Annotated in this window: 20 protein-coding genes and 1 tRNA gene; 6 read left to right on the top strand and 15 right to left on the bottom strand. The window is 61.8% G+C overall.

The window, feature by feature from the left end; translation table 11 throughout:
* The first annotated feature begins 69 nt into the window (after window positions 1-69).
* Window positions 70-513 carry a winged helix-turn-helix transcriptional regulator gene (locus ACI2KG_RS24195; protein WP_404663567.1) on the top strand — a complete coding sequence of 148 codons (444 nt, stop codon included), beginning with the start codon at window positions 70-72 and terminating at the stop codon, window positions 511-513.
* Window positions 514-641: 128 nt separating this feature from the next.
* On the opposite strand, the gene ACI2KG_RS24200 is transcribed toward ACI2KG_RS24195, so the two are convergent.
* Together ACI2KG_RS24200 and ACI2KG_RS24205 are read right to left on the bottom strand one after the other, a co-directional pair.
* Window positions 642-1,574: an NAD-dependent epimerase/dehydratase family protein gene (locus tag ACI2KG_RS24200; protein ID WP_404663568.1), complete on the bottom strand. Its 933-nt coding sequence runs from the start codon at window positions 1,572-1,574 to the stop codon at window positions 642-644.
* On the bottom strand, window positions 1,567-2,451 hold the full coding sequence (locus ACI2KG_RS24205; RefSeq protein WP_404663569.1) for a sugar nucleotide-binding protein: 885 nt from the start codon (window positions 2,449-2,451) through the stop codon (window positions 1,567-1,569). Before ACI2KG_RS24205 ends, ACI2KG_RS24200 begins: the two co-directional genes overlap by 8 nt.
* Window positions 2,452-2,704: 253 nt before the next feature.
* On the opposite strand from ACI2KG_RS24205, the gene ACI2KG_RS24210 reads away from it, so the two are divergent.
* The gene (locus ACI2KG_RS24210) at window positions 2,705-3,151 is read left to right on the top strand and encodes a hypothetical protein (RefSeq protein WP_404663570.1); all 447 of its coding nucleotides are present in this window, start codon (window positions 2,705-2,707) and stop codon (window positions 3,149-3,151) included.
* A gap of 17 nt (window positions 3,152-3,168) precedes the next feature.
* Entirely contained in the window at window positions 3,169-3,963 is a 795-nt protein-coding gene (locus ACI2KG_RS24215) for a TSUP family transporter (RefSeq protein ID WP_404663571.1), read from the top strand.
* 8 nt (window positions 3,964-3,971) lie between these two features.
* Here the strand turns inward: ACI2KG_RS24215 and ACI2KG_RS24220 are convergent, their stop codons facing one another.
* Complete coding sequence (locus tag ACI2KG_RS24220) at window positions 3,972-4,781, bottom strand: helix-turn-helix domain-containing protein (RefSeq protein ID WP_404663572.1); 810 nt, start codon at window positions 4,779-4,781, stop codon at window positions 3,972-3,974.
* A gap of 178 nt (window positions 4,782-4,959) precedes the next feature.
* Between ACI2KG_RS24220 and ACI2KG_RS24225 the strand changes: the two genes are divergently transcribed.
* The gene (locus tag ACI2KG_RS24225; RefSeq protein ID WP_404663573.1) at window positions 4,960-6,402 is read left to right on the top strand and encodes an alanine/glycine:cation symporter family protein; all 1,443 of its coding nucleotides are present in this window, start codon (window positions 4,960-4,962) and stop codon (window positions 6,400-6,402) included.
* A gap of 71 nt (window positions 6,403-6,473) precedes the next feature.
* A complete protein-coding gene (locus ACI2KG_RS24230) occupies window positions 6,474-7,463 on the top strand; it encodes an asparaginase (RefSeq protein WP_404663574.1) in 990 nt (329 codons plus the stop codon).
* A gap of 123 nt (window positions 7,464-7,586) precedes the next feature.
* Here ACI2KG_RS24230 and ACI2KG_RS24235 read toward each other — a convergent pair.
* From ACI2KG_RS24235 to ACI2KG_RS24285, 11 genes are all read right to left on the bottom strand, one after another.
* Window positions 7,587-7,682: transfer RNA gene (locus ACI2KG_RS24235), tRNA-Sec, on the bottom strand.
* Window positions 7,683-7,688: 6 nt separating this feature from the next.
* A complete protein-coding gene (gene selB, locus ACI2KG_RS24240) occupies window positions 7,689-9,611 on the bottom strand; it encodes a selenocysteine-specific translation elongation factor (protein ID WP_404663575.1) in 1,923 nt (640 codons plus the stop codon).
* Window positions 9,608-11,035, bottom strand: a complete 1,428-nt coding sequence (gene selA / locus ACI2KG_RS24245; RefSeq protein WP_404663576.1) for an L-seryl-tRNA(Sec) selenium transferase — start codon at window positions 11,033-11,035, stop codon at window positions 9,608-9,610. The genes selB and selA overlap by 4 nt, the downstream gene beginning before the upstream one ends.
* A gap of 162 nt (window positions 11,036-11,197) precedes the next feature.
* Window positions 11,198-12,118: a formate dehydrogenase accessory protein FdhE gene (gene fdhE, locus ACI2KG_RS24250; RefSeq protein ID WP_404663577.1), complete on the bottom strand. Its 921-nt coding sequence runs from the start codon at window positions 12,116-12,118 to the stop codon at window positions 11,198-11,200.
* 4 nt (window positions 12,119-12,122) lie between these two features.
* Window positions 12,123-12,779 (bottom strand): formate dehydrogenase subunit gamma, encoded by a 657-nt coding sequence (locus ACI2KG_RS24255; RefSeq protein ID WP_404663578.1) that lies wholly within the window; start codon window positions 12,777-12,779, stop codon window positions 12,123-12,125.
* Window positions 12,776-13,726 (bottom strand): formate dehydrogenase subunit beta, encoded by a 951-nt coding sequence (fdxH, locus tag ACI2KG_RS24260; RefSeq protein WP_404663579.1) that lies wholly within the window; start codon window positions 13,724-13,726, stop codon window positions 12,776-12,778. Before fdxH ends, ACI2KG_RS24255 begins: the two co-directional genes overlap by 4 nt.
* Window positions 13,726-16,794 carry a formate dehydrogenase-N subunit alpha gene (gene fdnG / locus ACI2KG_RS24265; protein WP_404663580.1) on the bottom strand — a complete coding sequence of 1,023 codons (3,069 nt, stop codon included), beginning with the start codon at window positions 16,792-16,794 and terminating at the stop codon, window positions 13,726-13,728. Before fdnG ends, fdxH begins: the two co-directional genes overlap by 1 nt.
* A 129-nt stretch (window positions 16,795-16,923) precedes the next feature.
* Window positions 16,924-17,514, bottom strand: a complete 591-nt coding sequence (locus ACI2KG_RS24270) for an EamA family transporter (protein ID WP_404663581.1) — start codon at window positions 17,512-17,514, stop codon at window positions 16,924-16,926.
* A 222-nt stretch (window positions 17,515-17,736) separates the two neighbouring features.
* A complete protein-coding gene (locus tag ACI2KG_RS24275; RefSeq protein ID WP_400619668.1) occupies window positions 17,737-18,192 on the bottom strand; it encodes a hypothetical protein in 456 nt (151 codons plus the stop codon).
* 205 nt (window positions 18,193-18,397) lie between these two features.
* Window positions 18,398-18,949, bottom strand: coding sequence for a single-stranded DNA-binding protein (locus tag ACI2KG_RS24280; RefSeq protein WP_400619671.1), 552 nt, complete (start codon window positions 18,947-18,949; stop codon window positions 18,398-18,400).
* Window positions 18,950-18,958: 9 nt separating this feature from the next.
* Window positions 18,959-20,353 (bottom strand): MFS transporter, encoded by a 1,395-nt coding sequence (locus tag ACI2KG_RS24285; RefSeq protein ID WP_404663582.1) that lies wholly within the window; start codon window positions 20,351-20,353, stop codon window positions 18,959-18,961.
* Between the two features lie 129 nt (window positions 20,354-20,482).
* On the opposite strand from ACI2KG_RS24285, the gene uvrA reads away from it, so the two are divergent.
* Window positions 20,483-23,317, top strand: coding sequence for an excinuclease ABC subunit UvrA (gene uvrA / locus ACI2KG_RS24290; protein WP_404663583.1), 2,835 nt, complete (start codon window positions 20,483-20,485; stop codon window positions 23,315-23,317).
* A 133-nt stretch (window positions 23,318-23,450) separates the two neighbouring features.
* Here uvrA and bfr read toward each other — a convergent pair whose 3' ends face one another.
* Window positions 23,451-23,915 carry a bacterioferritin gene (gene bfr / locus ACI2KG_RS24295; RefSeq protein ID WP_003257116.1) on the bottom strand — a complete coding sequence of 155 codons (465 nt, stop codon included), beginning with the start codon at window positions 23,913-23,915 and terminating at the stop codon, window positions 23,451-23,453.
* Window positions 23,916-24,056: the final 141 nt, after the last annotated feature.

Raw genomic sequence — 24,056 nt, forward strand, 5'->3', positions numbered from 1 at the left:
AACCACGCGCTGGCTATTTAACAAATGTGGTTTTAATATGCAACCAGATACTCAAGACAGGTCTATCCCATGCTCGATGAAAACAATGCGCAGTGCCCCGTCGCCCGGGCCCTGGAAGTGCTGGGTGACCGCTGGGCGTTGATGATCTTGCGTGATGCCTTCGACGGCCTGCGGCGCTTTAGCGAGTTTCAGAAGAACCTGGGCCTGGCGAAGAACATCCTTGCCTCGCGGCTCAAGCTATTGGTGGAAAGTGGGTTGCTGGTGATGCAACCGGCTTCGGATGGCAGCGCCTTCAAGGAATATGTGCTGACCGAGAAAGGGCGCTCGGTGTTTCCGGTGGTGGTTGGCTTGAGGCAGTGGGGGGAGAGGTTTCTGTTCGAGGCGGGCGAGGCACGATCTGAACTGGTAGAGGGTGCTAGTGGGCAGGGGCTTGAGACGATGCAGGTGCGGGCCCTCGATGGGCGGGTTTTGAATGCTGAAGATTGCCTGCGCAGGGTTGTGCGGCATGGGTGATTTTGGGGCTGCTGTGCAGCCCATCGCCGGCAAGCCAGCTCCCACAGGGACCGCGCTGACTTGACCATTGCAGGCTCCTTGTGGGAGCTGGCTTGCTGGCGATAGGGGCGCAAAGCGCCCCCAGCATTTCAGCCCTTGCCCAAAAGCCGCGCCAGCCCTTCGACCATCGGCGTCACCTGCGCAAACTCGAACCGCGCCAGCAACCGCTGGTTATCCGCCCGCGAATGGCGAATATCCCCCGAGCGCGCCGGCGCATAGCTGACCGCCGGCAAGCTTCCGACCACCTTCTCCAACGCCGCCAGCATCTGGTTGATCGACGTCGCCTGGTTGAGGCCGATGTTCACCGCCCCCTCCTCGACCTGCGGCTGCTCCAGCGCCTGCACCATTACCTGCACCAGGTCGCCCACATAAAGGAAATCGCGGGTCTGCTCGCCATCACCGAACACGGTGATCGGCAAGCCCTGCACTGCTCGCTCACAGAAGATGCTGATTACCCCGGAATACGGCGAGGAAGGGTCCTGGCGCGGCCCGAAGATATTGAAGAAGCGGAACACCACCGGCTCCAGGCCATGCTGGCGACGGTAGAAATCCAGGTATTGCTCACTGGCCAGCTTGTCCACTGCATAAGGGGTCAGCGGCGCCTTGGGCGTGTCTTCGGCAATCGACTCCCCCTCGCCATTATTGCCGTACACCGCCGCACTGGAAGCGAACAGCACCCGGCGCAGGCCATGCACGCGCATGGCTTCACAGACGTTGAGGGTGCCGATGAAGTTGCTCTGGTGGGTACGCACCGGGTCTTCGACCGAAGCCTGCACCGAAGCCACCGCTGCCAGGTGTACCACAGCACTGCAGCCGGCCGCAGCCTGCGTGACCAACCCGGCATCGGCGACATCGCCTTCGATCAGCTCCAAACGAGGGTGATCAACTTGCAGGTTGCCCCGCCGGCCAGTGGAAAAGTCGTCGAGAATGCGTACGGCGTAGCCTTTGTCCAACAACGCATCGCACAGGTGGGAACCAATGAAGCCGGCACCGCCGGTGATCAGGATGGGGGCATCAGCCATGGCGGTAGAACCGGTCCAGTAGGGGCGGCAAGCCGGCGCGCCAGGCACGCGGCTTGATGCCGAAGGTATGAAGGATTTTCTTGCAGGCCAGCACTGCGTGCTGCGGCTCTTCGCTGGCATCCGGGCGCGCGGCATGGGCCTGCGGGGTCGGCGCCTGCACTGCCAGCTGGCGGTACTGGCCCGCCTCGGTGAGGATCGCCTGGCCCAGCGCCAGCGGCGTAGTCGCCTCGTTGCCGGCGTAATGGTAGGTGCCCCACAGCGGCGCGTTGCAGTCGAGCTGCTTGAGCACCGACAGGATCACCCGTGCGGCATCATCGACCGGCGTCGGGTTACCGCGCCGGTCATCGGCCAGCAGCAGCTCCGCCGGTTGTTCGGCGCGGGTCAGGAAGCGGCCCAGCGAGCCATCGATGCTTTCGTCCAGCAGCCAGCCAAAGCGCAGCAGCACATGCTGCGGGCAGGTGGCACGCACACTCTGCTCGATGCGCCAGAGCGCCTGGCCGCGCAGGCCTAGCGGTACAGGTTCGTCCTTTTCGCTGTAGGCCGTGGCCCGCGAGCCATCGAACACCCGGTAGCTGGAAGGCTGCACCAGGGTAATCTGATGGTGTTGGCACAGCTCGGCCAGCCGCTCCACAGCGCGCTCCTGTTGCGCCAGGCGCGGCTCACTGACCGACTCGGCCTGGAACCAGTCGAAGTAATAAGCCAGGTTGACCAGCGCGTCGGGGCGATGGTCGTCGAGCAACTGAGTGAGGCTGGACGGCGTCCAGCCGTTCTCGGGCGGGCGCGGCGCCAGGAATGTGATGTCCTCCTCGGCCCCAAGACGAATCAGCGCTTGCCCGAGGGCATTGCCACCACCCAACAGCATTAGGCGCATACGCATAGAGTCAGCAGATCCGGAGAGGTTGATGAAGGAAAGGGGTCATTTTGCGGTTTCCGGGCGGGGAAGTCCAACATGGGGTCTCGAGCAAACCGTTCATCGCGATCGCTCAACGCTTTCATCATCGAAATTTCAACAAGCAGAAATCTCCTACAGCTCTCAAAGATCAGGCTGACTTCCCTTCTATGGCCCAACGGCATTGAATTATTGACTGCTGCCACTTGCTGGTTGCCGACGCTATTTTGCGAGCGCCTGCATGAAAGGCACTTCACGCTATCCACTACAAGGAACGTTTCATGCAGCATTCGGAAGTTGCCTATCTGGATTTCAACAGGGAGCAAGGCCAGGCGATAGCGCTCGCAAACCAAACCTGGGCAGCGCTGGCCGTGCGGTTTCGATGCTTCGGTACAGTGCCCATGGTGGATTTGCACTGCGCTACAACAGTTATCGTTTTTCACTAAACGCTACTGCCAGTAGCGCGGCTGTGCGCGCATTCAACGCGTTCTTGCAGGCACTGAACAGCGCGCGCCCCTTGACGTTCGACCTACAAGCAGACACCGCATTGCTGATCAACAATGGTCGAGCCTTGCACGGTCGCGACATTGTTCAAGATAACCGGCGCTTACTCGTGCGCCAGTTCGGATACTCCCTCTCCGCAGAGCCAATTGTGCTTGCTGAAGACCCTCTGTTGGTTCGTGGTTGAGTACAGGAAAACACCCGATGTTCGAACTCGATGCAACACTCGTTCTGGTACTCGCTCTGGTGGCCCTGATGGCCGGTTTCTTCGATGCGATTGCCGGCGGGGGTGGTTTGATCACACTGCCGGTATTGTTCATAGCCGGAATCGAACCCTTGGCCGCGATTGCTACCAACAAGTTCCAGGCGGCATCAGCAACAGTTTCGGCTACATTCGCCTTCGCTCGGAAAGGCATGATCGACTGGAAAAAATCCCGCGTCATGGCACTCATGTCTTTCATTGGCGGAGCACTAGGCGCATTGTCGGTCAGTTTTGTACCTAAAACACTCCTGCAGGCTTGTGTGCCGATCCTCCTGATCGTTGTTGCCGCCTACTTCGCTTTTAGTCCAAAACCCGATGAACAGACACGCAGGGCAAGGATATCTACCAGCTTGTTCTGCATTACTGCGGCGCCGATCATCGGGTTTTATGATGGGATTTTCGGCCCAGGCGTCGGCTCATTTTTCATGCTGGCCTGCGTTATCCTGCTTGGCCAGCATCTGCTTCAAGCCGTTTGTAGCAGCAAGCTATTGAACGCTGCCTGTAACCTGGGCGCGCTGTCAGTGTTTTCTTTGAGCGGAGCGATCATCTGGCCACTCGCAATCACCATGGCGCTCGCCGCATTTGCGGGAGCTCAGTTAGGCGCACGTTGTGCAGTGCACTTCGGTCCTCGCCTGATCAAACCATTGCTGGTCTGTGTTTGCTGCATCATGGCAACCAAACTGCTGCTCGATGCCGACAACCCGATTGCTGCGTGGCTGTATCGCCTTGTGCCTTGAGGGTGTAATCACTCGATCTCGAACAGGCTGTTACGCAACGGCCCCACGCTCAGCCGCTCGCGCACGTCATCATCTATTCGCGGATCATCCGGCCGGTACAGTCTCACCTGCCGATAGGCATTGATGCGATTGATCTCTTCGCCCAGGTACTCCCACACCACCCGGGTGCAGGCCGGGTTGCGCCGGTCGCCGCTGGAAACACCGGCCTTCAGGCCGTTCAGGCAGGTGATGCGGCTTTTGAAACTGGGGATGAGGATGGTCTGGCTCATCTCGTTGAAGGTCAGCGACTCGTAGTCGATGAGGAATACCCGGTCCTGCAGCTGGAATGCCGCGCCCAGGTAGCGGCAGCGTACTTCGGCATGCTGGTCGGTGGCGCTGGAGCGCTCCTGACGTTCCTGGCGCTCGAACAGGAAGCGGCCGCGTTCTTCCCATAGATGCACCAGCGACACCAGGATCGTGCCCGGTACCGACATGCAGTTGGAGTACTCGAAGTAGTAACCGCAATAGCGCGACAGGTTGCCGGCATGCTCGTGCAGCGGGCGGAACAGTTCACTGATCGGGTCGCTGGGCTGCTCGGCCAGGGTCGACACGCGGGCACCGATCAGGCGGGCGAACTGATCGGCCGGCAGGCTCAGTTCGTAATCCTCGACGCCGAAGAAATCACCAATGCGCTTGAGGTTGAAAGCCGTCGGACGGCTCTGCCCGCTCAGGTACTTGTTGAACTGCGCGCGGTTGATCGACAGCTGGCGGCAAACTTCGGAAATAGAGCGGTAGTGGCTGCAGGCCAGTTTGAGATTGGTAGCGAAATGATCGCTCATGTGCGGAATCCAGGTGACGCGAATGACGCCATTGTAGCATCAAGTCGCATCAAGTCAGAGCAACCCGCGAAATTGTAACGACTCTTGTCATGGCCAACCATGCGCCCCAACGAATAGCGGTGCGCCTGCCGTCCGCTGGTCTTTCCACACGAAGAATAAGAATCGAGGTCATTTTCCAATGCTCGAAGTACTCAACGATTTCCTTTCGGGGAAACTTCTCATCGTGCTGATCGTAGGGCTGGGTAGCTATTTCACCATCCGCTCCCGTTTCGTCCAGTTCCGCCATTTCGGCCACATGTTCACTGTGTTCAAGGAATCGCTGCGTGGCCAGGCAGGCCAGCTGAGCTCCTTCCAGGCCCTGATGCTGAGCCTGGCCGGCCGCGTAGGCGCCGGTAACATCGCCGGTGTTGGCATTGCCGTGACCCTGGGTGGCCCAGGCGCGGTGTTCTGGATGTGGGTCACTGCCTTGGTCGGCATGGCCAGCAGTTTCTTCGAATGTACCCTGGCCCAGGTGTACAAGCGCGCTGACGGCGACGGCCTGTACCGCGGCGGCCCGGCGTACTACATCCTGCACGGCCTGAAGCTGAAGAGCATGGCCATCGTGTTCTCGATCCTGCTGCTGGTTACCTACGGTTTCGCCTTCATCGGCCTGCAGTCGTACACCGTGACGCACTCACTGCAAAATGCCTTTGCCTTCGACCCAAGCCACACCGGCATCGTCCTGGCCGTGCTGCTGGCAATCACCTTCATCGGTGGCATCAAGCGCATCGCAGCAGTGTCCGACCTGCTGGTACCGGTCAAGACCCTGGCCTACATCGGCGTGACCCTGTACGTGATCGGTACCCAGATCGAACACGTACCCGCCATGCTGGAAACCATCTTCAAGAGCGCCTTCGGCCTCGACCCAGCCTTTGGCGGCCTGCTCGGCAGCGCCATCGTCATGGGCGTGAAGCGTGGTGTGTTCGCCAACGAAGCAGGCCTGGGCAGTGCACCGAACGTTGCCGCCGTAGCTGCAGTAAAGCACCCGGGCGCCCAAGGCGTGGTCCAAGCCTTCAGCGTGTTCCTCGACACCTTCGTGATCTGCACCTGCACCGCACTGCTGATCCTGCTGTCGGGCTTCTACACCCCAGGTTTCGAAGGTGACGGCATTGTCCTGACCCAGAACTCGCTGGCCGCCGTGGTCGGTGACTGGGGCCGTGTGTTTGTCAGCGTTGCACTGTCGCTGTTCGTGTTCACCTGCATCCTTTACAACTACTACCTGGGCGAAAACAGCCTGCAGTTCCTCAGCCGCAACCGCGTGGTGCTGATGGCGTTCCGTGGCCTGGTGCTGGCATTGGTGGTGTGGGGTTCGATGCAAGACCTGTCGACCGTGTTCGCCTTCGCCGACATCACCATGACTTGCCTGGCCTTCGTCAATCTGATCGCCCTGGCCCTGCTGTTCAAGGTCGGCCTGCGGGTGATGCGCGACTACGACAACCAGCGCAAGGCCGGTATCCAGCAACCGGTGTTCGATTCGACCCAGTTCGCCGACCTGGACCTGGACCGCAACGCCTGGCCTGCCAACCCGCAGGTGGAAACAGCCGCTGACAAAGCAGCTGGCCAAGCCCAGCCCCAGCGCTGATATCCTCCCCTGCCCAAGCCGCCCCGTCCGTGGGCGGCTTTTTTCTCCGCTCACCGCTACGGATGCTTTCCATGCGTGCAGTCAAGAATCTTCTCGTTCTCTATACCGGTGGCACCATCGGCATGCTCGAAACCCCGGAGGGCCTGGCGCCGGCCGGTGGTTTTGAAGCGCGGATGCGTGAACACTTCGCTCAACTGCCCGATGCACCCCAGGTGCACTGGACCCTGCAAGAGCTGAACCCGCTGCTGGACAGCGCCAACATGCAACAACACAACTGGCTGGCGATGCGCGATGCCATCGTCGCGGCGGTGGATGTGGCTGGCCATGATGGTGTGCTGGTATTGCACGGCACCGACAGCCTGGCCTACAGCGCTGCGGCATTGTCGTTCCTGCTGCTGGGCCTGCCGGTGCCGGTGCTGTTGACCGGTTCGATGCTGCCGGCCGGCGCTCCCGACAGCGACGCCTGGCCCAACCTGTATGGTGCGCTGCACAAGTTCGAACAGGGTTTGGAGGACGGCGTGCAGCTGTACTTCCATGGGCAACTGCTGCATGGCTGCCGAGCGTCGAAGCTGCGTAGTGAGGCGTTCGATGCGTTTGCCGCACTGCCGCGCCATCGCGACGGTGAGCGTGCCAAGGCAATCCCTGTGGAGCTTGGCTACAAACACCCGCGCCAGCCGGTCAACCTGGCGGTAGTGCCGGTGTTCCCGGGACTGCAGGCCGGCCACTTGCAAGGCCTGCTCGACAGCGGCGTGCAAGGGCTGCTGCTGGAGTGCTATGGCAGTGGTACCGGGCCGTCGGATGACTTGGCGTTGCTAGAGGTGCTGCGTGCGGCGCGCCAGCGCGGTGTGCTACTGGCGGCGATCAGCCAGTGCCCTGAGGGGTCGGTGGTGTTCGATACCTATGCTGCGGGTAACCGACTGCGCGGGGCCGGGTTGGTCAGTGGGGGTGGCATGACCCGTGAGGCGGCGCTGGGCAAGATGGTTGCGCTGCTGGGGGCGGGGTTGGATGTGGATGCGGCAGAGCGGTGGTTTGCGCTGGATCTGTGTGGGGAGCGGGCTTAGGTTTCAGCCTGACAGGGCCTATTCGCGGCGGTTCGACGCCTCGATAAACCCGCTCCGACACAGGGAATGCCATCGTTGTAGGAGCGGGTTTACCCGCGAAATGGCCCTGACAGGCAAAAATAATGGCGGAAGGCAGCGGGAGTCGAACCTGCCCGGGAACGGCTGCCGTCCCCAACCGGGTTTGAAGCCCGGCCGCGCCACCGGGCGCGATTGCCTTCCTTGTACTCAGTGCCTGGCCTGCTGCTGGGCCAGGGCGCTGTCGGCGCGGATATGACGCTGATCGGCTACCCTGCGGGTCAGGCCGATGCGGTCGAAGTATTCCAGAATCTGCACACTGCGCTTGCGACCGATGCCCAACATATCGCGAAACGCGGCAACCTGCACTAACGGCGTCTCTCTTGTCTGCCCCAGCAACAGCTCTGCCATGCGCTGTAGGGTCGCCTCGGGGTAGAACAGGTCGCGCACCACCTGGTGCACCAGGCCCAACCGCGCCAGCTTGCGCAGCAACAGGCGCACATCGGCCTCCGCGCAGTTTTCTTCAGTGGCCAAAGTCCTGACCCAGGGCGGGTCATATAGCCCTGCCAGCAACTTCGGCTGCAGCCTTGCCCACAAGGCATTGTCGGCTTCGCTCAATTGTACCTCGTGATCAGGCAGATGCAGCCATGGCCCGCTGCTGGCGATCACCTCGTCGTTGAGCAGCTCATCGAGCAAGCTGACAAATGCCGGGCGCTCCAGCGGCAAGGCGGCGAAGCGGCGCAGGCGATCGCGGTCCGGGCCAAGCTGGTCGGGCTCCTGCTCATGGAAGCGCGCCAGCTGCTCCAGCACCTGCTGCCTCAGTGCCTGCCACTGGGTTTTGGCAAACAGCAGCGGGCCCTGGCGCGTGGCTATCACCTGCACATCATTGGGCAACAGCCAGGTTTCGCGCTGGCGATTGAACTGGCGCTCTAGGCGCTGCGGATCGAGCCCACCGAGCGCACTGGCGAGCAAGGCAGGCAGTGCCTCCTCCAAGTCATCTGCATCGCGCAACACCTGCAGCTGGCACAGGCGCTCCTCGCTGCGGCGCTGCCGACTCGGCGCGAACGGGTCGAGCACCTTGCCGCCGCCGAGGGTGCGCTGGGCACGCTGGTCCCTCAGCACCAGACGATCACCATGTACCGCCTGCAACGGCGCGTTGAGCAGCAGCTGGGCAAACATGCGCTGGCCGGCGGCCAGGGTTTCGCCCTCGAGCAAGGCCACCCGAGCCGTCACGTCCTGGGTACCGAGGTGCACATGAACAGCACTGAAATGTTCAAAAATGCGGGTTTCCCCGGGTAGCAGACAAAGTTCGATGTCCACCCGCACGCTGGGTGCATGCAGCCATTCGGGCACCAGCCAGTCGCCGCGGTGCACTTGCTCCACCGCCAAGCGTTCGGCGGCGATGTTCAGCGCCACTCGCTGGCCGGCCTCGGCCACCAATGCAACCTGGTTCTGCGCGTGCAGGCCACGCACTCGCACCGGCTTGCCAGCCTTGCCCAGCAGCAATGTGTCGCCAGCGCTGACGCGCCCGGCCAGCGCTGTGCCAGTCACTACCACCCCGGCGCCGGTCACGGCGAAGGCGCGATCGACCGCCAGGCGAAAGCCACCGCGCACGCTGCGCTGACGCACCCGCACCTCGGCTTCCAGCAAGGCCCGGCGCAACACCTCGATACCTTGCCCGTTGATGCTCGACACGGGAAATTGCCGTGCCTTGGCATAAGGCCCACCAGCCAGCAATTCCCTAACCTGCGCCTGCACCTCTGCCAGTCGCGCGGGCTCGACCCTGTCGCATTTGCTGATTACCACCAGCGCCTGGGGAATACCCAGCAATTCGATGATCGCCAGGTGCTCTCGGGTCTGTGGCATGACCCCATCGTCCGCAGCCACCACCAGGAGCACCAGGTCGATGCCGTTGGCGCCGGCCAGCATGTTGTGAATAAACCGCTCATGCCCCGGCACATCGATGAAGCCAGTCAGCGCTGCGCCTTCTGCCAACGCGGCATAGCGGTAGCCCAGGTCGATGGTCATGCCACGCTCGCGCTCTTCCTGGCGATGGTCACCGGCCTGGCCGGTCAGTGCCTTCAGCAGTGCGGTCTTGCCGTGGTCGATGTGGCCGGCGGTACCAACGATCACTGCACCGGCCCCAGCTGCAGGGCGGGCAACTGCGCCAGCCACTGGGCTTCGTCATCCAGCTGACGCAAGTCCAGCCACAAGGCATCGTCGTCGATGCGGCCAAGGACAGGCACCGGCAAGCTACGCAAGGCCCGCTCCAGCACGTGCAGGCTACGCCCGCGCAGCTTCTTCGACACTTGCGGGCGCAGGCACAGCGCGGCACTGGGCAGGCGCGCCACCGGCTGGCTGCCACTGCCGATCATGCCCAACGCCGGCGCTACGCTGACGGCCCATTGCTCGCCGAGCCGTGCCTCGAGTTCGGGCATCAGGCGCTCGGCCTGGGCCTGGATCTCGGCTTGGCTACGGGTTAGCAGGCGCAGGCTGGGCAGGCGCTCGGCCAGGCGATCGGGGTTGCGGTACAGTGCCAGCACCGCTTCGAGTGCAGCGAGGGTTATCTTGTCGACGCGCAATGCGCGCTTCAGCGGGTTTTTCTTGATCCTGGCAATCAGGTCCTTGCGGCCGACGATAATCCCGGCTTGTGGCCCGCCCAGCAGTTTGTCGCCACTGAAGGTGACGATATCGGCACCATCGGCCAGGGCCTGGCGCACCGTCGGCTCGGCGGGCAGGCCCCAGCGGGTAAGGTCGAGCAGGCTACCACTGCCAAGGTCTTCGAGCAGCGGCAAGTCATGCTGGTGGGCGATGCGCGCCAGTTCGGCAGTGGGCACCTGGTGGGTGAAACCCTGGATGCTGTAGTTGCTGCAATGCACACGCATCAGCAGGCCGGTGCGTGGGCCGATGGCGGCTTCGTAGTCTCGGGCATGGGTACGGTTGGTGGTACCGATTTCGTGCAGTTTGACGCCAGCACGGGCCATGATGTCGGGAATGCGGAAGGCCCCGCCGATCTCGATCAGCTCGCCACGCGAGATGATGCCTTCCTTGCGCGCGCCTAGGCTGTTCAGCGCCAGCAGCACGGCGGCGGCATTGTTGTTGACCACGGTGACGGCTTCGGCACCGGTCAGCTCTCGAATCAGGCCTTCGATGAGGTCGTCGCGGTCGCCGCGCTTGCCGGTGGCCAGGTCGAATTCCAGGTTGAGCGGGTAACGGGCGGCGGTGTGCATGGCCTCGATGGCTTCTTCGGGCAACAGGGCGCGGCCGAGGTTGGTGTGCAGCACGGTGCCGGTGAGGTTGAACACACGGCGGACCTGGCTGCGTTGCTGGATGGCAAGGCGTTCGCCGGTACGGCCCAGCAGGACTTCAGCGGCCAGTTCGGCGGCGCTGAGCTGGCCATTGCGTGCGGGGTCGCGCAGGTCGTCGAGCAGTTGGCGCAGGGTCGCCAGGACGGCGTCGCGACCGTGGCGGTCGAGCAGTGGCAGGCAGGCCGGGTGGCGCAGGAGGGTATCGATGGACGGCAGGCGTGGAGTGTCGCTGGCGAGGCTGTTGGACATGCGGTACTACCTTGGACTGATCCGTTGTCTGTGCTGGCCCTTTCGCGGGTGAACCCGCTCCTACAGCGCTCTCGACAAGTCTCGAGACCTGCGCAATTCCTTGTAGGAGCGGGTTTACCCGCGAAGAAGGCAACTCGGTACTTCAGTGTAGACACTCACCCACTAACCGGGCGCAAGCATCAGATTGGGTGCCAGGCGATGAAAGCCCTCCTCGTCCAAACGCATATCCAGCGCCAGGCTCGCCAGATCGTCGGCCAATGGCTCGGCCGCCGCATCGTTCTCCAGGTAATTCTGCTTCAGGTAACTCTCGCACCCCGGGCAACACTCGGCGCGCAGCGGCGCCTTGCCCGGCGCATGGCGATCATCTTCCAGGCTGGTGTAGCGCAAATCCTTGCTCGACTCGCAATACACGCACTTGACCCGCACCACATGCCATTCGCAGGCGCACAGCGAACAGGCCAGGTAACGCAGGCCGTTATGCTTGCCACGGTTACGCACCACCCCCGCCATCGCCGGCGAACCGCAGGCCGGGCACTGGGCCAGGCTGCCGGCGGGCTTGAGCTCAGCGGTTGGCAACGTCAGCAGCCAGCTCGACCACGCAGCCTGCAAGGCCGCGCCAATGAACGGCACCAGCGCCGCCGGCACCGCATCGTATTGCCCGGCGAGCAAGGCGATACCCCAGCCCTTGCGTTGACGATCGTCGCTGTCGCGCAGGGCCTGTAACGCCTCGCCCAGGGCGCCACTGGCCTCGCTGTCGAAGTGCGTGAGCAAGGCCTGCAACCAGTCCAGCCACGGCCCTTCACGCACCAGGCTGTCAGCTGCCAAGGGTGGCAGGCCATGACTTATGCACAGGCGTTGACGTTCCTCGGCCACTGGCAATCCGCCGGGCGGGTTATCCACAAGCTGCTGCTGGGCGCGGCACAGCTGCGCGATAAACCGCAGGTAATCACCCAGCGCGTTGCCCTCGGCCAGGTGCTCCAGGCGCACGGCGCGCAGTGCAAACAGGTCGGCCGGGGGCAGGTGCAAAAACGGCGGCATCACCGCCGACGCTTCGATCTGCCCGGGTTCGAGTATCGTGCTCAAGCGCTTATCCTTCTTTTCGTCCGTGATTGCCCGGCGTCTTGTCGCCGGTTACCTCGCGGTACCACAACGCATGGTGCTTGCGTGCCCAGGCGCGGCTTACCCAGCCATGCAGCATGGCGCCGATCGAGCCCTTGATCCAGATACCGGCATAGATGTGCACGATGATACTGAGGATCAACACGAACGCCGCCAGGGCATGCAGCAGTGTTGACAGGCGTATGACATCGATGCCGAACCAATGGCTGAAATACGCTCGCCAGATGACCACGCCACTCACCAGCAAAACCAGCATGCACGCCAGCAAAGTCCAGAACAGCAGCTTCTGCCCGGCGTTGTACTTGCCGATTGGCGGTACGCCCTCCTCCTCGTTGCGCATTACCCGGTCAATACGGCGTAGCCACAAGCGGTCGTTGGCAGTGATGTAGTTGGCGCGCCAGAAACGAAACACCAGGCCGAGGAAAAACAAGAACATCGCCACCCCGATGAACGGGTGCAGGATGCGTGTCCAGGGCCCACCGCCGAACAGGTTGCTAAGCCAGAACAACGCCGGATGAAACAGCGCCAGCCCCGACAAACCGGCAAGGATGAACAGGATCGCCACCACCCAGTGATTGCTGCGCTCGTTGGCGTTGTAGCGCAGGATGGGCTTGTTGTTGTTCATGGCCGCTGCTCCCCTTGCCCACCGGGCTTGCTCGGATCATAGACATGCACCGCAGGGTCCACCTGATGCACGCTTGGGTCTGGCGTGGCCGGGTGTTCGTCCTCCTCGACCCGCTGCGGGCCAACCCGCACGTAGTGAAAGAACCCGGCCAGCACCGCTGCCCCCATCGCCAACAGCGCCAGCGGCTTGGTGAAGCCTTTCCACAGCCCCACCAACGGGCTGATCACCGGCTGGTCCGGCAAGCCGGCATACAGCTTGGGGGTGTCGGCATGGTGCAGCACGTACATCACGTGGGTGCCGCCGACGCCATCCGGGTCATACAACCCGGCCTTGTCGTAGCCGCGTGACTTCAGGTCGACGATGCGCTCGTCGGCATGCACCTTCATCTCGTCCTTGGTGCCGAACACGATTGCCCCGGTCGGGCAGGTTTTCACGCAGGCCGGTTCCAGGCCCACGGTCACCCGGTCGGAACACAGGGTGCACTTGTACGCCTTGTGGTCCTTTTGCGAGATGCGCGGGATGTTGAACGGGCAGCCGGTGATGCAGTAACCGCAACCGATGCAGTGGTCCTGGTTGAAGTCGACGATGCCATTGGCGTGTTTGATGATTGCCCCCGGGCTGGGGCAGGCCTTCAGGCAACCTGGCTCGGCGCAGTGCATGCAGCCATCCTTGCGGATCAGCCACTCCAGGTTGCCGTCGTCGCGCTCGTGCTCGGTAAAGCGCATCAGCGTCCAGGTCTCGGCCGTGAGGTCCTGGGGGTTGTCGTAGGTGCCGTGGTTGTGGCCGACCTCGTCACGCAGTTCGTTCCACTCCGAGCACGCCACCTGGCACGCCTTGCAACCGATGCACTTGGTGGTGTCGATCAGCTTGGCGACTTCCTGCTGCTGGCGTACCGAGGGCGGTACGGTGGTGGTGGCCGAGCGGGCGATGATGTCTTGGCTGGCCATCAGAGTTTCTCCACTTTAACGAGGAACGACTTGGACTCTGGCGTCTGCGTGTTGCCGTCACCGAGGAATGGCACCAGGGTGTTGGTCAGGTAGCCATGCCGGGTCGCGCCGGTGAAGCCCCAGTGCAGCGGGATGCCGATCTGGTGCACGGTCTGGTTGTTGACCTGCAGCGGGCGAATCCGCTTGGTCACTACCGCTACCGCGTCGATATGCCCGCGCTTGCTCGACACCCGCACCCGGTCACCGGCCTTGATGCCTTTTTCGTTGGCCAGCACCTCGCCGATCTCGACGAACTGCTCGGGCTGGGCAATGGCGTTGAGCCGGCAATGCTTGCTCCAGAAGTGGAAGTGTTCAGTCAGCCGGTAGGTGGTGGCCGCATACGGGAATTCGTCGTGCGTACCGAGGGTGCCCCACACCGAATCGAAGATGCGCCCGGCCGGGTTGCTGATCGCCTTCTTGTTCTGCGGGTGCAGCGGGTTGATGCCAATCGGCGTTTCGAACGGCTCGTAGTGCTCGGGGAATGGCCCTTCGGCCATCTTGTCGATGGCGAAGAAACGCGCCACACCTTCGGGGTTCATGATGAACGGGTTCATCCCCGCCTCAGGTGGCGAATCGACCTTGAAGTCAGGCACGTCGGTACCGGTCCAGGCCTTGCCGTTCCACCACACCAGGCGCTTTTTCTCCGGGTCCCACGGCTTGCCTTGCGGGTCGCTGGAGGCACGGTTGTAAAGGATGCGCCGGTTGGCCGGCCAGGCCCAGGCCCAGTTCTGCACCTGATGCATGCCGTACGGGTCACTGTTGTCGCGGCGGGCCATCTGGTTGCCCTGTTCGGTCCAGCAGCCGGCGAAGATCCAGCAGCCCGAGGCCGTGCTGCCGTCGTCCTTCAGCTGGCCGAAGCCCGACAATTGCTGACCCGCCTTGAGCATGGCGCCAGTGGGGTCGGTAAGGTCAGTCACGGCCCAACCGTTCATCTCTTTGGCCAATTCCTCCGGGGATGGCTCGTCAGGGATCTTGTACGGCCAGTTGATGTTCATGATCGCATCAGGGTAGGCACCACCCTCCGCCTGGTAGCGTTGGCGCAGGCGCAGGAACAGTTCGCTCATGATCTGCACGTCGGTACGGGTCTCGCCCGGGCCATCGGCCCCCTTCCAGTGCCACTGCAGCCAGCGGCTGCTGTTGACCAGCGAGCCGTCTTCCTCAGCGAAGCAGGTAGTGGGCAAGCGGATCACTTCGGTCTGGATGTTGGCCGTATCGACATCGTTGAACGGCCCGGCGTTGCGCCAGAACTCCGAGGTTTCGGTGGCCAGCGGGTCCATGATCACCAACCACTTGAGCTTGGCCAGCGCCGCTGTGACGCGGTTCTTGTCCGGCAGCGCGGCGATCGGGTTGAAGCCCTGGCACATGTAGCCGTTGACCTTGCCCTGGCCCATCATCTCGAACATGCGCAGCACGTCGTAGGCCGGTACATCGAGCTTGGGCAGCCAGTCGTAGCCCCAATTGTTTTCTGCCGTGGCGTTGGCGCCGTACCAGGCTTTCATCAGGCTGACGTGGAACTTGCCGTAGTTCTGCCAGTACGACAGCTGCCCCGGGCGCAGCGGCTTGGACGCGCGCTTGTCGATGTACGCGGCATAGTCCTGCTCGGCATCGCCAGCCAGGGTCAGGTAACCCGGCAGCGAATTGGACAGCAGGCCGAGGTCGGTAAGGCCCTGGATATTGGAGTGCCCGCGCAAGGCGTTGACCCCGCCACCCGGCATGCCGACGTTACCCAGCAGCAGCTGGACCATGGCCGCACTGCGGATGATCTGCGCACCGATCGAGTGCTGCGTCCAGCCCAGCGCATAGAGAATGGTCATGGTCTTGCCCGGTACCGAGCAGGTGGCGATCTCTTCCCACACCTTCATCATCGCGTCCTGTGGCATACCACAGGTCATGCTCGCCAGTTCAGGGGTGTAGCGGCTGTAGTGCTGCTTCATCAGCTGGAACACACAGCGCGGGTGCTGCAGGGTCGGGTCGACCTTGGCATAGCCGTCTTCACCCAGCTCGTAACCCCAGCCGGACTTATCGGCATACACACGCTTGGCCTCGTCGTAGCCGCTGAACAGCCCGTCCTCGAAGCCATAGCTCTCTTTGACGATGAACGACACGTCGGTGTAGTTGCGCACGTACTCGTGCTGGATCTTGTCAGTGGTCAGCAGGTAATTGATCAGCCCGCCCATGAAGGCGATGTCGGTACCGGTCCGGATCGGCGCATAGTAGTCCGCCACCGAAGCGGTACGGGTAAACCTCGGGTCGACCACGATCAGCCGCGCCTTGTTGTGCGCCTTGGCCTCGGTCACCCACTTGAAGCCGCACGGGTGCGCTTCTGCTGCGTTGCCACCCATCACCAGGACCAGATTCGCGTTGGCGATATCGGACCAGTGGTTGGTCATGGCGCCACGGCCGTACGTCGGGGCAAGACTTGCCACCGTCGGGCCGTGTCAGACACGCGCCTGGTTATCGAACCCCAGCATGCCTGTTGCGCGGACGACCTTGTGGGTCAGGTAGCCTGCCTCACTGGAGGCGGCGGAAGCAGCAAGAAAACCGGTGGTGAGCCAGCGGTTTACGGTTTGCCCCTGGGCGTTCTTCTCGATGAAGTTGGCGTCGCGGTCCTGTTTCATCAAGTCGGCGACACGGTCGAGCGCCTCGTCCCAGCTGACCCGCACCCACTCCTTGCTGCCCGGCTTGCGTACCTCTGGGTACTGCAGGCGGCTCGGGCTGTGGATAAAGTCCAGCAGGCCGGCGCCTTTCGGGCAGAGGGTACCGCGGTTGACCGGGTGGTCGGCGTCACCCTCGATATGGATGATGTTCTGTTTGACGTTCTTGCCCGCATCGCCCTGGCTGTACAGGATCAGGCCGCAGCCGACCGAGCAGTAAGGGCAAGTGTTACGGGTCTCGATAGTATGCGCCAGCTTGAAGTGGCGCACCTGCTCGGCGAAGGCCGGCGTCGGGGCCATGCCCAACGCCGCCAGGCTCGAGCCTCCAAGGCCGACAGCGGCGACCTTGAAGAACTGCCGACGGTTCAGGTCCATCGTGCACTCCTGATCAGATGGTGGACGCACGGAACATGGCCGGCGCCTCTTGGTAGTCACGGTGGCGGCTTTTTGAGGGCTGCCAATAGGTAAGACTAGTCAAGAATCGAGAAGGTGCGATGACATGGGTCAGGGACAGGCGCTGTTGCTGGTGCTATCGATCCCAAACACTGTGCGCAGGCCTGAGTCATGCTGGTATTCCTGTGAGAGCAACTGTCTTATATAGCCGTAGAGCGTCGCAGCCAACAAAGCGAAACCAATTGGCAAACGGCTAATCGAGCGTCCCTGCTCATCCGCCCTCTTACCGCTGCTACTGGCCAACAGCACACCAAAAAAACAGGTCAGCAAGCCAAGAAACTGCCAGAGCGACAACTCATCACCGCCCAACCAGGCCAGCAGCGTAGTAATGACGCCATAAGATGTCACCAGCGGGGCCACGACCGCCGTTTTGCCGATAGCGAAGGCCTTGGAAAGTGACAGCGCCCCTAACACCGTGCAAAGCGCCCCAACCCCACCGAGCAGCAATGCGCTAACAGGTGCCGCCAGCATCTTTTCCAGTTGATTGGCCGACACGAAGATAATCAGCCCCATCAGCAGCAGCCCCAGTATCTGTCCAAAAAAGACAGATCGTCGAATGCCCACCGCGCGGGCGTTCACACCCACCAAAAAATCCGTTGCGCCCCACAACACGGCAGCTACCAGACCCATCATGACGTCCATTTGCCCATCCCCTCTGCCTTTGGTGGGGCAGATAGTAAGCAGCGAAGGCGGCGATGGGGGGCTCAATCAATATTTTCAGATGCTTCCTACACAGGATGGCTATCCATAAAAGAACAAAGCAGTTGTCCTGGATTTCTGGTCGTGCTCGAAGCCTTACCTTTGTGATAAGAACATCCAGGAATGACTGGTCAAGCCTCGATTCGGTTCTTTTAACAACTGAATTTAGGGGATGGATATATTGAATGTGTCGCCTTCCAGATGGCGCAGCTGAGCTTCGCCACTGACATCTTTCCCGTCATGAGCGATAAGCGTGTAGCGCATCAACAGAAACACTTCACGGCTAACGGCCTTTTTTGCATAAAGGTGAGTCCCCAAAGCAAATAGGGCTCCACCCACGCTGAATATCGGACCTGGATACATCTCTATATATTGAAACAAGGTCGGCCCCGTGATTCTGTTATAGGTAATCGTCTCAGGGCCAAAAACCATCGTGCCGAACCCCAGCAGGGCAATCAAGCCGCCTACCGCCATCACGAAGCCTCCGGAGTATCCTGCCCCTTCGGTGCAACCTTCGAGATATGCTGCATAGTCCTCACTGAATCCAGGGACCTGATAGGTACCTGCCAAATCCTTCAGCGTTATTTGTTTTTGAACTAATTCCTCATTGCCTGATTGCATGATCCACTCCTTTTAAAAGCGTCGATACTAAGCAATCGCGGCAATAAATAGTTGACGCAAGACCAACTTCAGAAATGCCCTACAGCCAAAAAAGACATTACGCGGAAATCATAAAAGCTCTGGCACCATTACCCTGCGTCAAGCAAAAAAAACCCAAGGCGGTTGCCTTGGGTTTCTGGTTTAGCTAGACGCCTAACCGCTCGAATCAGAACGGAATATCGTCATCAAAGCTGTCAAAGTCAGCTGCCGGCTGCGGTGCTGCCTGCTGTGGCGCCGGGCGCTGCTGTTGCTGTTGCGGGCGCGGGGCCTGCTGACGCGGCGGGGCCTGGTTGTACTGTTGTTGCTGGCCACCGCCCTGGTTGTAGTTGCCGCCACCCTGGTTATACGGATCACCGCCCTGCTGCTGGCCCTGCGGACGACCGCCGAGCAGCTGCATGGTGCCGTTGATGTCGACGATGATCTCGGTGGTGTAGCGCTTGATACCGTCTTTTTCCCACTCACGGGTCTGCAGCTTGCCTTCGATGTAGCACTGCGAACCTTTGCGCAGGTACTCGCCGGCGATTTCGGCAACTTTGCCGAACAGCGACACACGGTGCCACTCGGTACGCTCGACCTTTTGGCCCGACTGCTTGTCGGTCCACTGCTCGCTGGTAGCCAGGCTCAGGTTGGTCACGGCGTTACCGTTGGGCAGGTAGCGGACTTCGGGATCCTGGCCACAGGTGCCGACCAGAATGACTTTGTTAACCCCACGGGCCATAACGTTCTCCTAGGCTTCGCACGCCGAAGAGGCTGGATTCACCAGTCGCTCGAGGGTCGCACGGTCCAAAATTTTCGTATCCAGTTTGATATAGATGGCGGCCTCTTCTGCCACCACCACAGCGTCGGTCACACCCGGCACGGCCATCAGACGCTCGGTCAGGCCGGCTTCCCGGACTGCCTCAGGCGTCAGCGGCATGCGCAGGCTGGTCACATACGGCGGCTCGTTCATGCGCAAGGCGACGATCAGCCAGATGGCACACAGCACCGCACAACCGAGGAACACCGTGTCCAGCCCACCGTGCTGGAACAACCAGCCACCAAGGATCCCGCCCAGCGCTGCACCCAGGAACTGGCTGGTGGAATACACCCCCATTGCCGTCCCCTTGCCACCGGCAGGCGACACCTTGCTCACCAGAGAAGGCAGCGACGCCTCCAGCAGGTTGAATGCGGTAAAGAATACCACGGTGCCAATCACCAGTCCGCGCAAACCGTCAGCCCACTCCCAGAAGTATATCTCTGTCAGCAGCAGGACACTGACTGCGCCGGCCAACACACGTTTCATCTTGCGCTTTTTTTCGCCGTAGATGATGAACGGGACCATTGCAAAAAATGAGATGAACAACGCGGTCAGGTATACCCACCAGTGCTGTTCCTTCGGCAGGCCGCCGCGCTCGACGAAGGCCAGGGGCAGCGCAACGAAGCTGGCCATGAGGATGGCATGCAGGATGAATATGCCCACGTCCAGGCGTAGAAGGTCCGGGTGGCGCAGGGTCGGGCCGATGGCCTTGCGTGCCACACCCGATTCGCGGTGCTGCAGGATGCTGTGGGTGTTGGGCACGACAAAGGCGATCAGCAGGATGCCGACCAGGGCAAGGCCTGCCGTGGCCAGGAACAATCCTGACAAGCCGAAGGCACTTGTCAGCAATGGCCCGACGACCATGGCCACAGCGAACGACAGGCCGATGCTCATGCCGATCATGGCCATGGCCTTGGTCCGGTGTTGTTCGCGGGTAAGGTCGGACAACAGCGCCATGACTGCGGCCGAAATGGCCCCCGCGCCCTGCAGGATTCGCCCGGCAATCACGCCCCAGATGGAGTCGGCCTGGGCCGCCAGCACACTGCCCAGGGCAAAGATCACCAGCCCCAGGTAAATGACCGGTCGGCGACCGATGCGGTCGGAAATCATCCCGAACGGTATCTGCAACACCGCCTGGGTCAGGCCATAGGCACCAATGGCCAGGCCGATCAGCGCAGGCGTGGCACCGGCGAGGTCCATGCCGTAGGTGGCCAGTACCGGCAAGACCATGAACATGCCCAGCATACGAAAGGCAAAGACCAGGGCCAGGCCGCCAGCAGCGCGGGTTTCGCCGCTGCTCATGCGCTCGTTGTGGGTGTCGTGCATGGAGTAACCTCGTGTGAACCGGCGGCGATTCTATCAGTCCGACAGCTTGACGGCATCTACGCGACGCTTTGCCGCGTACTGGCAGGGGGCCGTATAATTCTTTGTTTATGCCCGCCAAGCGAGGCCGCAGTGGACAAGATCCTGATTCGTGGGGCACGTACCCACAACCTGAAGAACATCGACCTGACCCTGCCCCGGGACAAGTTGATCGTGATCACCGGCCTGTCCGGTTCCGGCAAGTCGTCCCTGGCGTTCGATACCTTGTACGCCGAAGGCCAGCGCCGCTACGTGGAGTCGCTGTCGGCCTACGCCCGACAGTTCCTGTCGATGATGGAAAAGCCCGACGTGGACACCATCGAAGGCCTGTCGCCGGCAATCTCCATCGAACAGAAGTCGACGTCGCACAACCCGCGCTCCACGGTCGGCACCATCACCGAAATCTACGACTACCTGCGCCTGCTGTACGCCCGCGTCGGTACGCCTCGCTGCCCGGACCACGATATCCCGCTGGAGGCGCAAACGATCAGCCAGATGGTCGACCTGGTGCTGGAGCGCCCGGAAGGCAGCAAGCTGATGCTGCTGGCACCGGTGGTGCGCGAGCGCAAGGGTGAGCACCTGGCGGTGTTCGACGAACTGCGCGCCCAGGGTTTCGTGCGGGCCCGGGTCAATGGCAAGCTCTACGAGCTTGATGAACTGCCCAAGCTGGACAAGCAGAAAAAGCACAGCATCGATGTGGTGGTAGACCGCTTCAAGGTTCGCGCCGACCTGCAGCAGCGCCTGGCCGAATCGTTCGAGACTGCACTGAAGCTGGCCGATGGCATCGCCCTGGTGGCACCGATGGACGATGAACAAGGCGAAGAGATGATCTTCTCCGCGCGCTTCGCCTGCCCGGTGTGTGGCCATGCCATCAGCGAGCTGGAGCCGAAGCTATTCTCCTTCAACAACCCGGCCGGCGCCTGCCCGACCTGTGATGGCCTGGGGGTGAAGCAGTTCTTCGACACCAAGCGCCTGGTCAATACCGAACTGACCCTGGCTGAAGGGGCGATCCGCGGTTGGGACCGGCGTAACGTGTACTACTTCCAGATGCTCGGCTCGCTGGCCGCGCATTATGGCTTCAGCCTGGAAAAGCCGTTTGGCGAACTTTCAGCCGACCATCAGAAGGTGATCCTGCAAGGCAGTGGCAAGCAGAGTGTCGACTTCAAGTACCTCAATGACCGCGGCGATATCGTCAAGCGCTCGCACCCGTTCGAAGGCATCGTGCCGAACCTGGAGCGCCGCTACCGCGAAACCGAGTCGGCCACCGTACGTGAAGAACTGGCCAAGTTCCTCGGCAACCAGCCCTGCCCCGACTGCCGCGGCACCCGTCTGCGCCGCGAGGCACGCCACGTGTGGGTAGGCGAAAAGACCCTCCCGGCAGTGACCAACATGCCGATTGGCGACGCCAGCAACTACTTCGGCGAACTGACCCTGACCGGCCGCCGTGGCGAGATTGCAGCAAAGATCCTCAAGGAAATCTGCGAACGCCTGCAGTTCCTGGTCAACGTCGGCCTCGACTACCTTACCCTGGACCGCAGCGCCGACACTTTGTCTGGTGGTGAAGCCCAGCGTATCCGCCTGGCCAGCCAGATCGGCGCCGGCCTGGTGGGGGTCATGTACATCCTTGATGAACCGTCCATCGGCCTTCATCAACGGGATAACGACCGCCTGCTGGCCACCCTCAACCACCTGCGTGACCTGGGCAACACGGTAATCGTGGTGGAGCACGACGAGGACGCCATTCGCCTGGCCGACTACGTGGTCGACATCGGCCCGGGTGCTGGTGTGCATGGCGGTCAGATCGTCGCTGAGGGCTCGCCACAGGAGGTCATGGACCACCCTGACTCGCTGACCGGCAAGTACCTGTCGGGGCGCAAGAAGATTGTCGTGCCGGCCAAGCGCACACCGCGCAACAAGAAGCTGCAACTCAAGCTCAAGGGCGCTCGGGGCAACAACCTGCAGAACGTCGACCTGGAGGTGCCGATCGGGCTGCTGACCTGCGTAACCGGGGTTTCCGGCTCGGGCAAGTCGACACTGATCAACAACACCCTGTACCCGCTCGCTGCTACGGCCCTGAATGGCGCGAGCAGCCTTGAAGCGGCGCCCCATGCCAGCATGGACGGCCTGCAGCACCTGGACAAGGTGGTGGACATTGATCAGAGCCCGATCGGACGCACGCCACGCTCGAACCCGGCGACCTACACCGGCATTTTCACCCCGATCCGCGAGCTGTTCTCCGGCGTGCCGGAATCGCGCTCGCGCGGTTATGGCCCGGGGCGTTTCTCGTTCAACGTCAAGGGCGGCCGTTGCGAGGCCTGCCAGGGCGACGGCCTGATCAAGGTGGAAATGCACTTCCTGCCGGACATCTACGTGCCGTGCGACGTGTGCAAGAGCAAGCGTTACAACCGCGAGACCCTTGAAATCAAATACAAGGGCAAGAACATCCACGAGGTGCTGGAAATGACCATCGAGGATGCCCGCGAGTTCTTCGACGCCGTGCCGGCGCTGGCGCGCAAGCTGCAAACCCTGATGGATGTAGGCCTGTCTTACATCAAGCTGGGGCAATCAGCGACCACGCTGTCCGGTGGTGAGGCGCAGCGGGTGAAGCTGTCGCGCGAGCTGTCCAAACGTGACACCGGCAAGACCCTGTACATCCTCGACGAGCCGACCACGGGCTTGCACTTTGCCGATATCCAGCAACTGCTGGATGTGCTGCATCGCCTGCGTGACCATGGCAATACCGTGGTGGTGATCGAGCACAACCTGGATGTGATCAAGACGGCCGACTGGCTGGTGGACCTGGGGCCTGAGGGTGGCTCCAAGGGTGGGCAGATCATTGCCTGCGGTACACCGGAAGAACTGAGCGAGATGAAACAGTCGTATACCGGGCACTACCTGAAACCGCTGCTGAAGCGGGATCGGGCCTGACGCAATTGGGGGCGCTTTGCGCCCCATCGCGACACAAGGCCGCTCCTACAGACGATCGCATAACCCGAAGGTTCATGCGATCGCCTGTAGGAGCGGCCTTGTGTCGCGACGGGCTGCAAAGCAGCCCCGCTTTTTACATCTGCGATTGCAGGTAGTTCTCCAGGCCAATGGCCTTGATCAGGCCCTGCTGCTTCTCCAGCCAGTAGGTGTGATCTTCTTCGGTATCGGCCAACTGCGCACGCAGGATGTCACGGCTGATGTAGTCTTTGTGCAGTTCGCACAACTCGATGCCTTTGCACAGCGCACCACGCACCTTGTACTCCAGCTTGAGGTCGGCCTCGATCATTTCCGGCACAGTGCTACCGACTTCCAGGTCGTCTGCACGCATGTCAGGGGTACCTTCGAGCATGAGGATACGACGCATCAGGGCATCGGCGTGCTGCGTCTCTTCTTCCATCTCGTGGTTGATGCGCTCGTAGAGCTTGGACAGGCCCCAGTCTTCGTACATGCGCGAATGAATGAAGTACTGGTCGCGTGCCGCCAGTTCGCCCTTCAGCAGCGTGACGAGGTAGTTGATTACGTCCGGGTGGCCTTGCATCGCCCTGTTTCTCCGTGTGAAAACGTGTATGCCACATAGTGTGAACCAGCTTTTGCCCACGGTCACTGAAAAACGCGCAATTAGAAGCAAAAAATCGGTTAAACAGTAGTGATATTCATTGAAAAACCGCCCAAATGAGGG

The organism is Pseudomonas sp. NPDC089407 (genome assembly GCF_044900445.1).
Taxonomy (GTDB): domain Bacteria; phylum Pseudomonadota; class Gammaproteobacteria; order Pseudomonadales; family Pseudomonadaceae; genus Aquipseudomonas.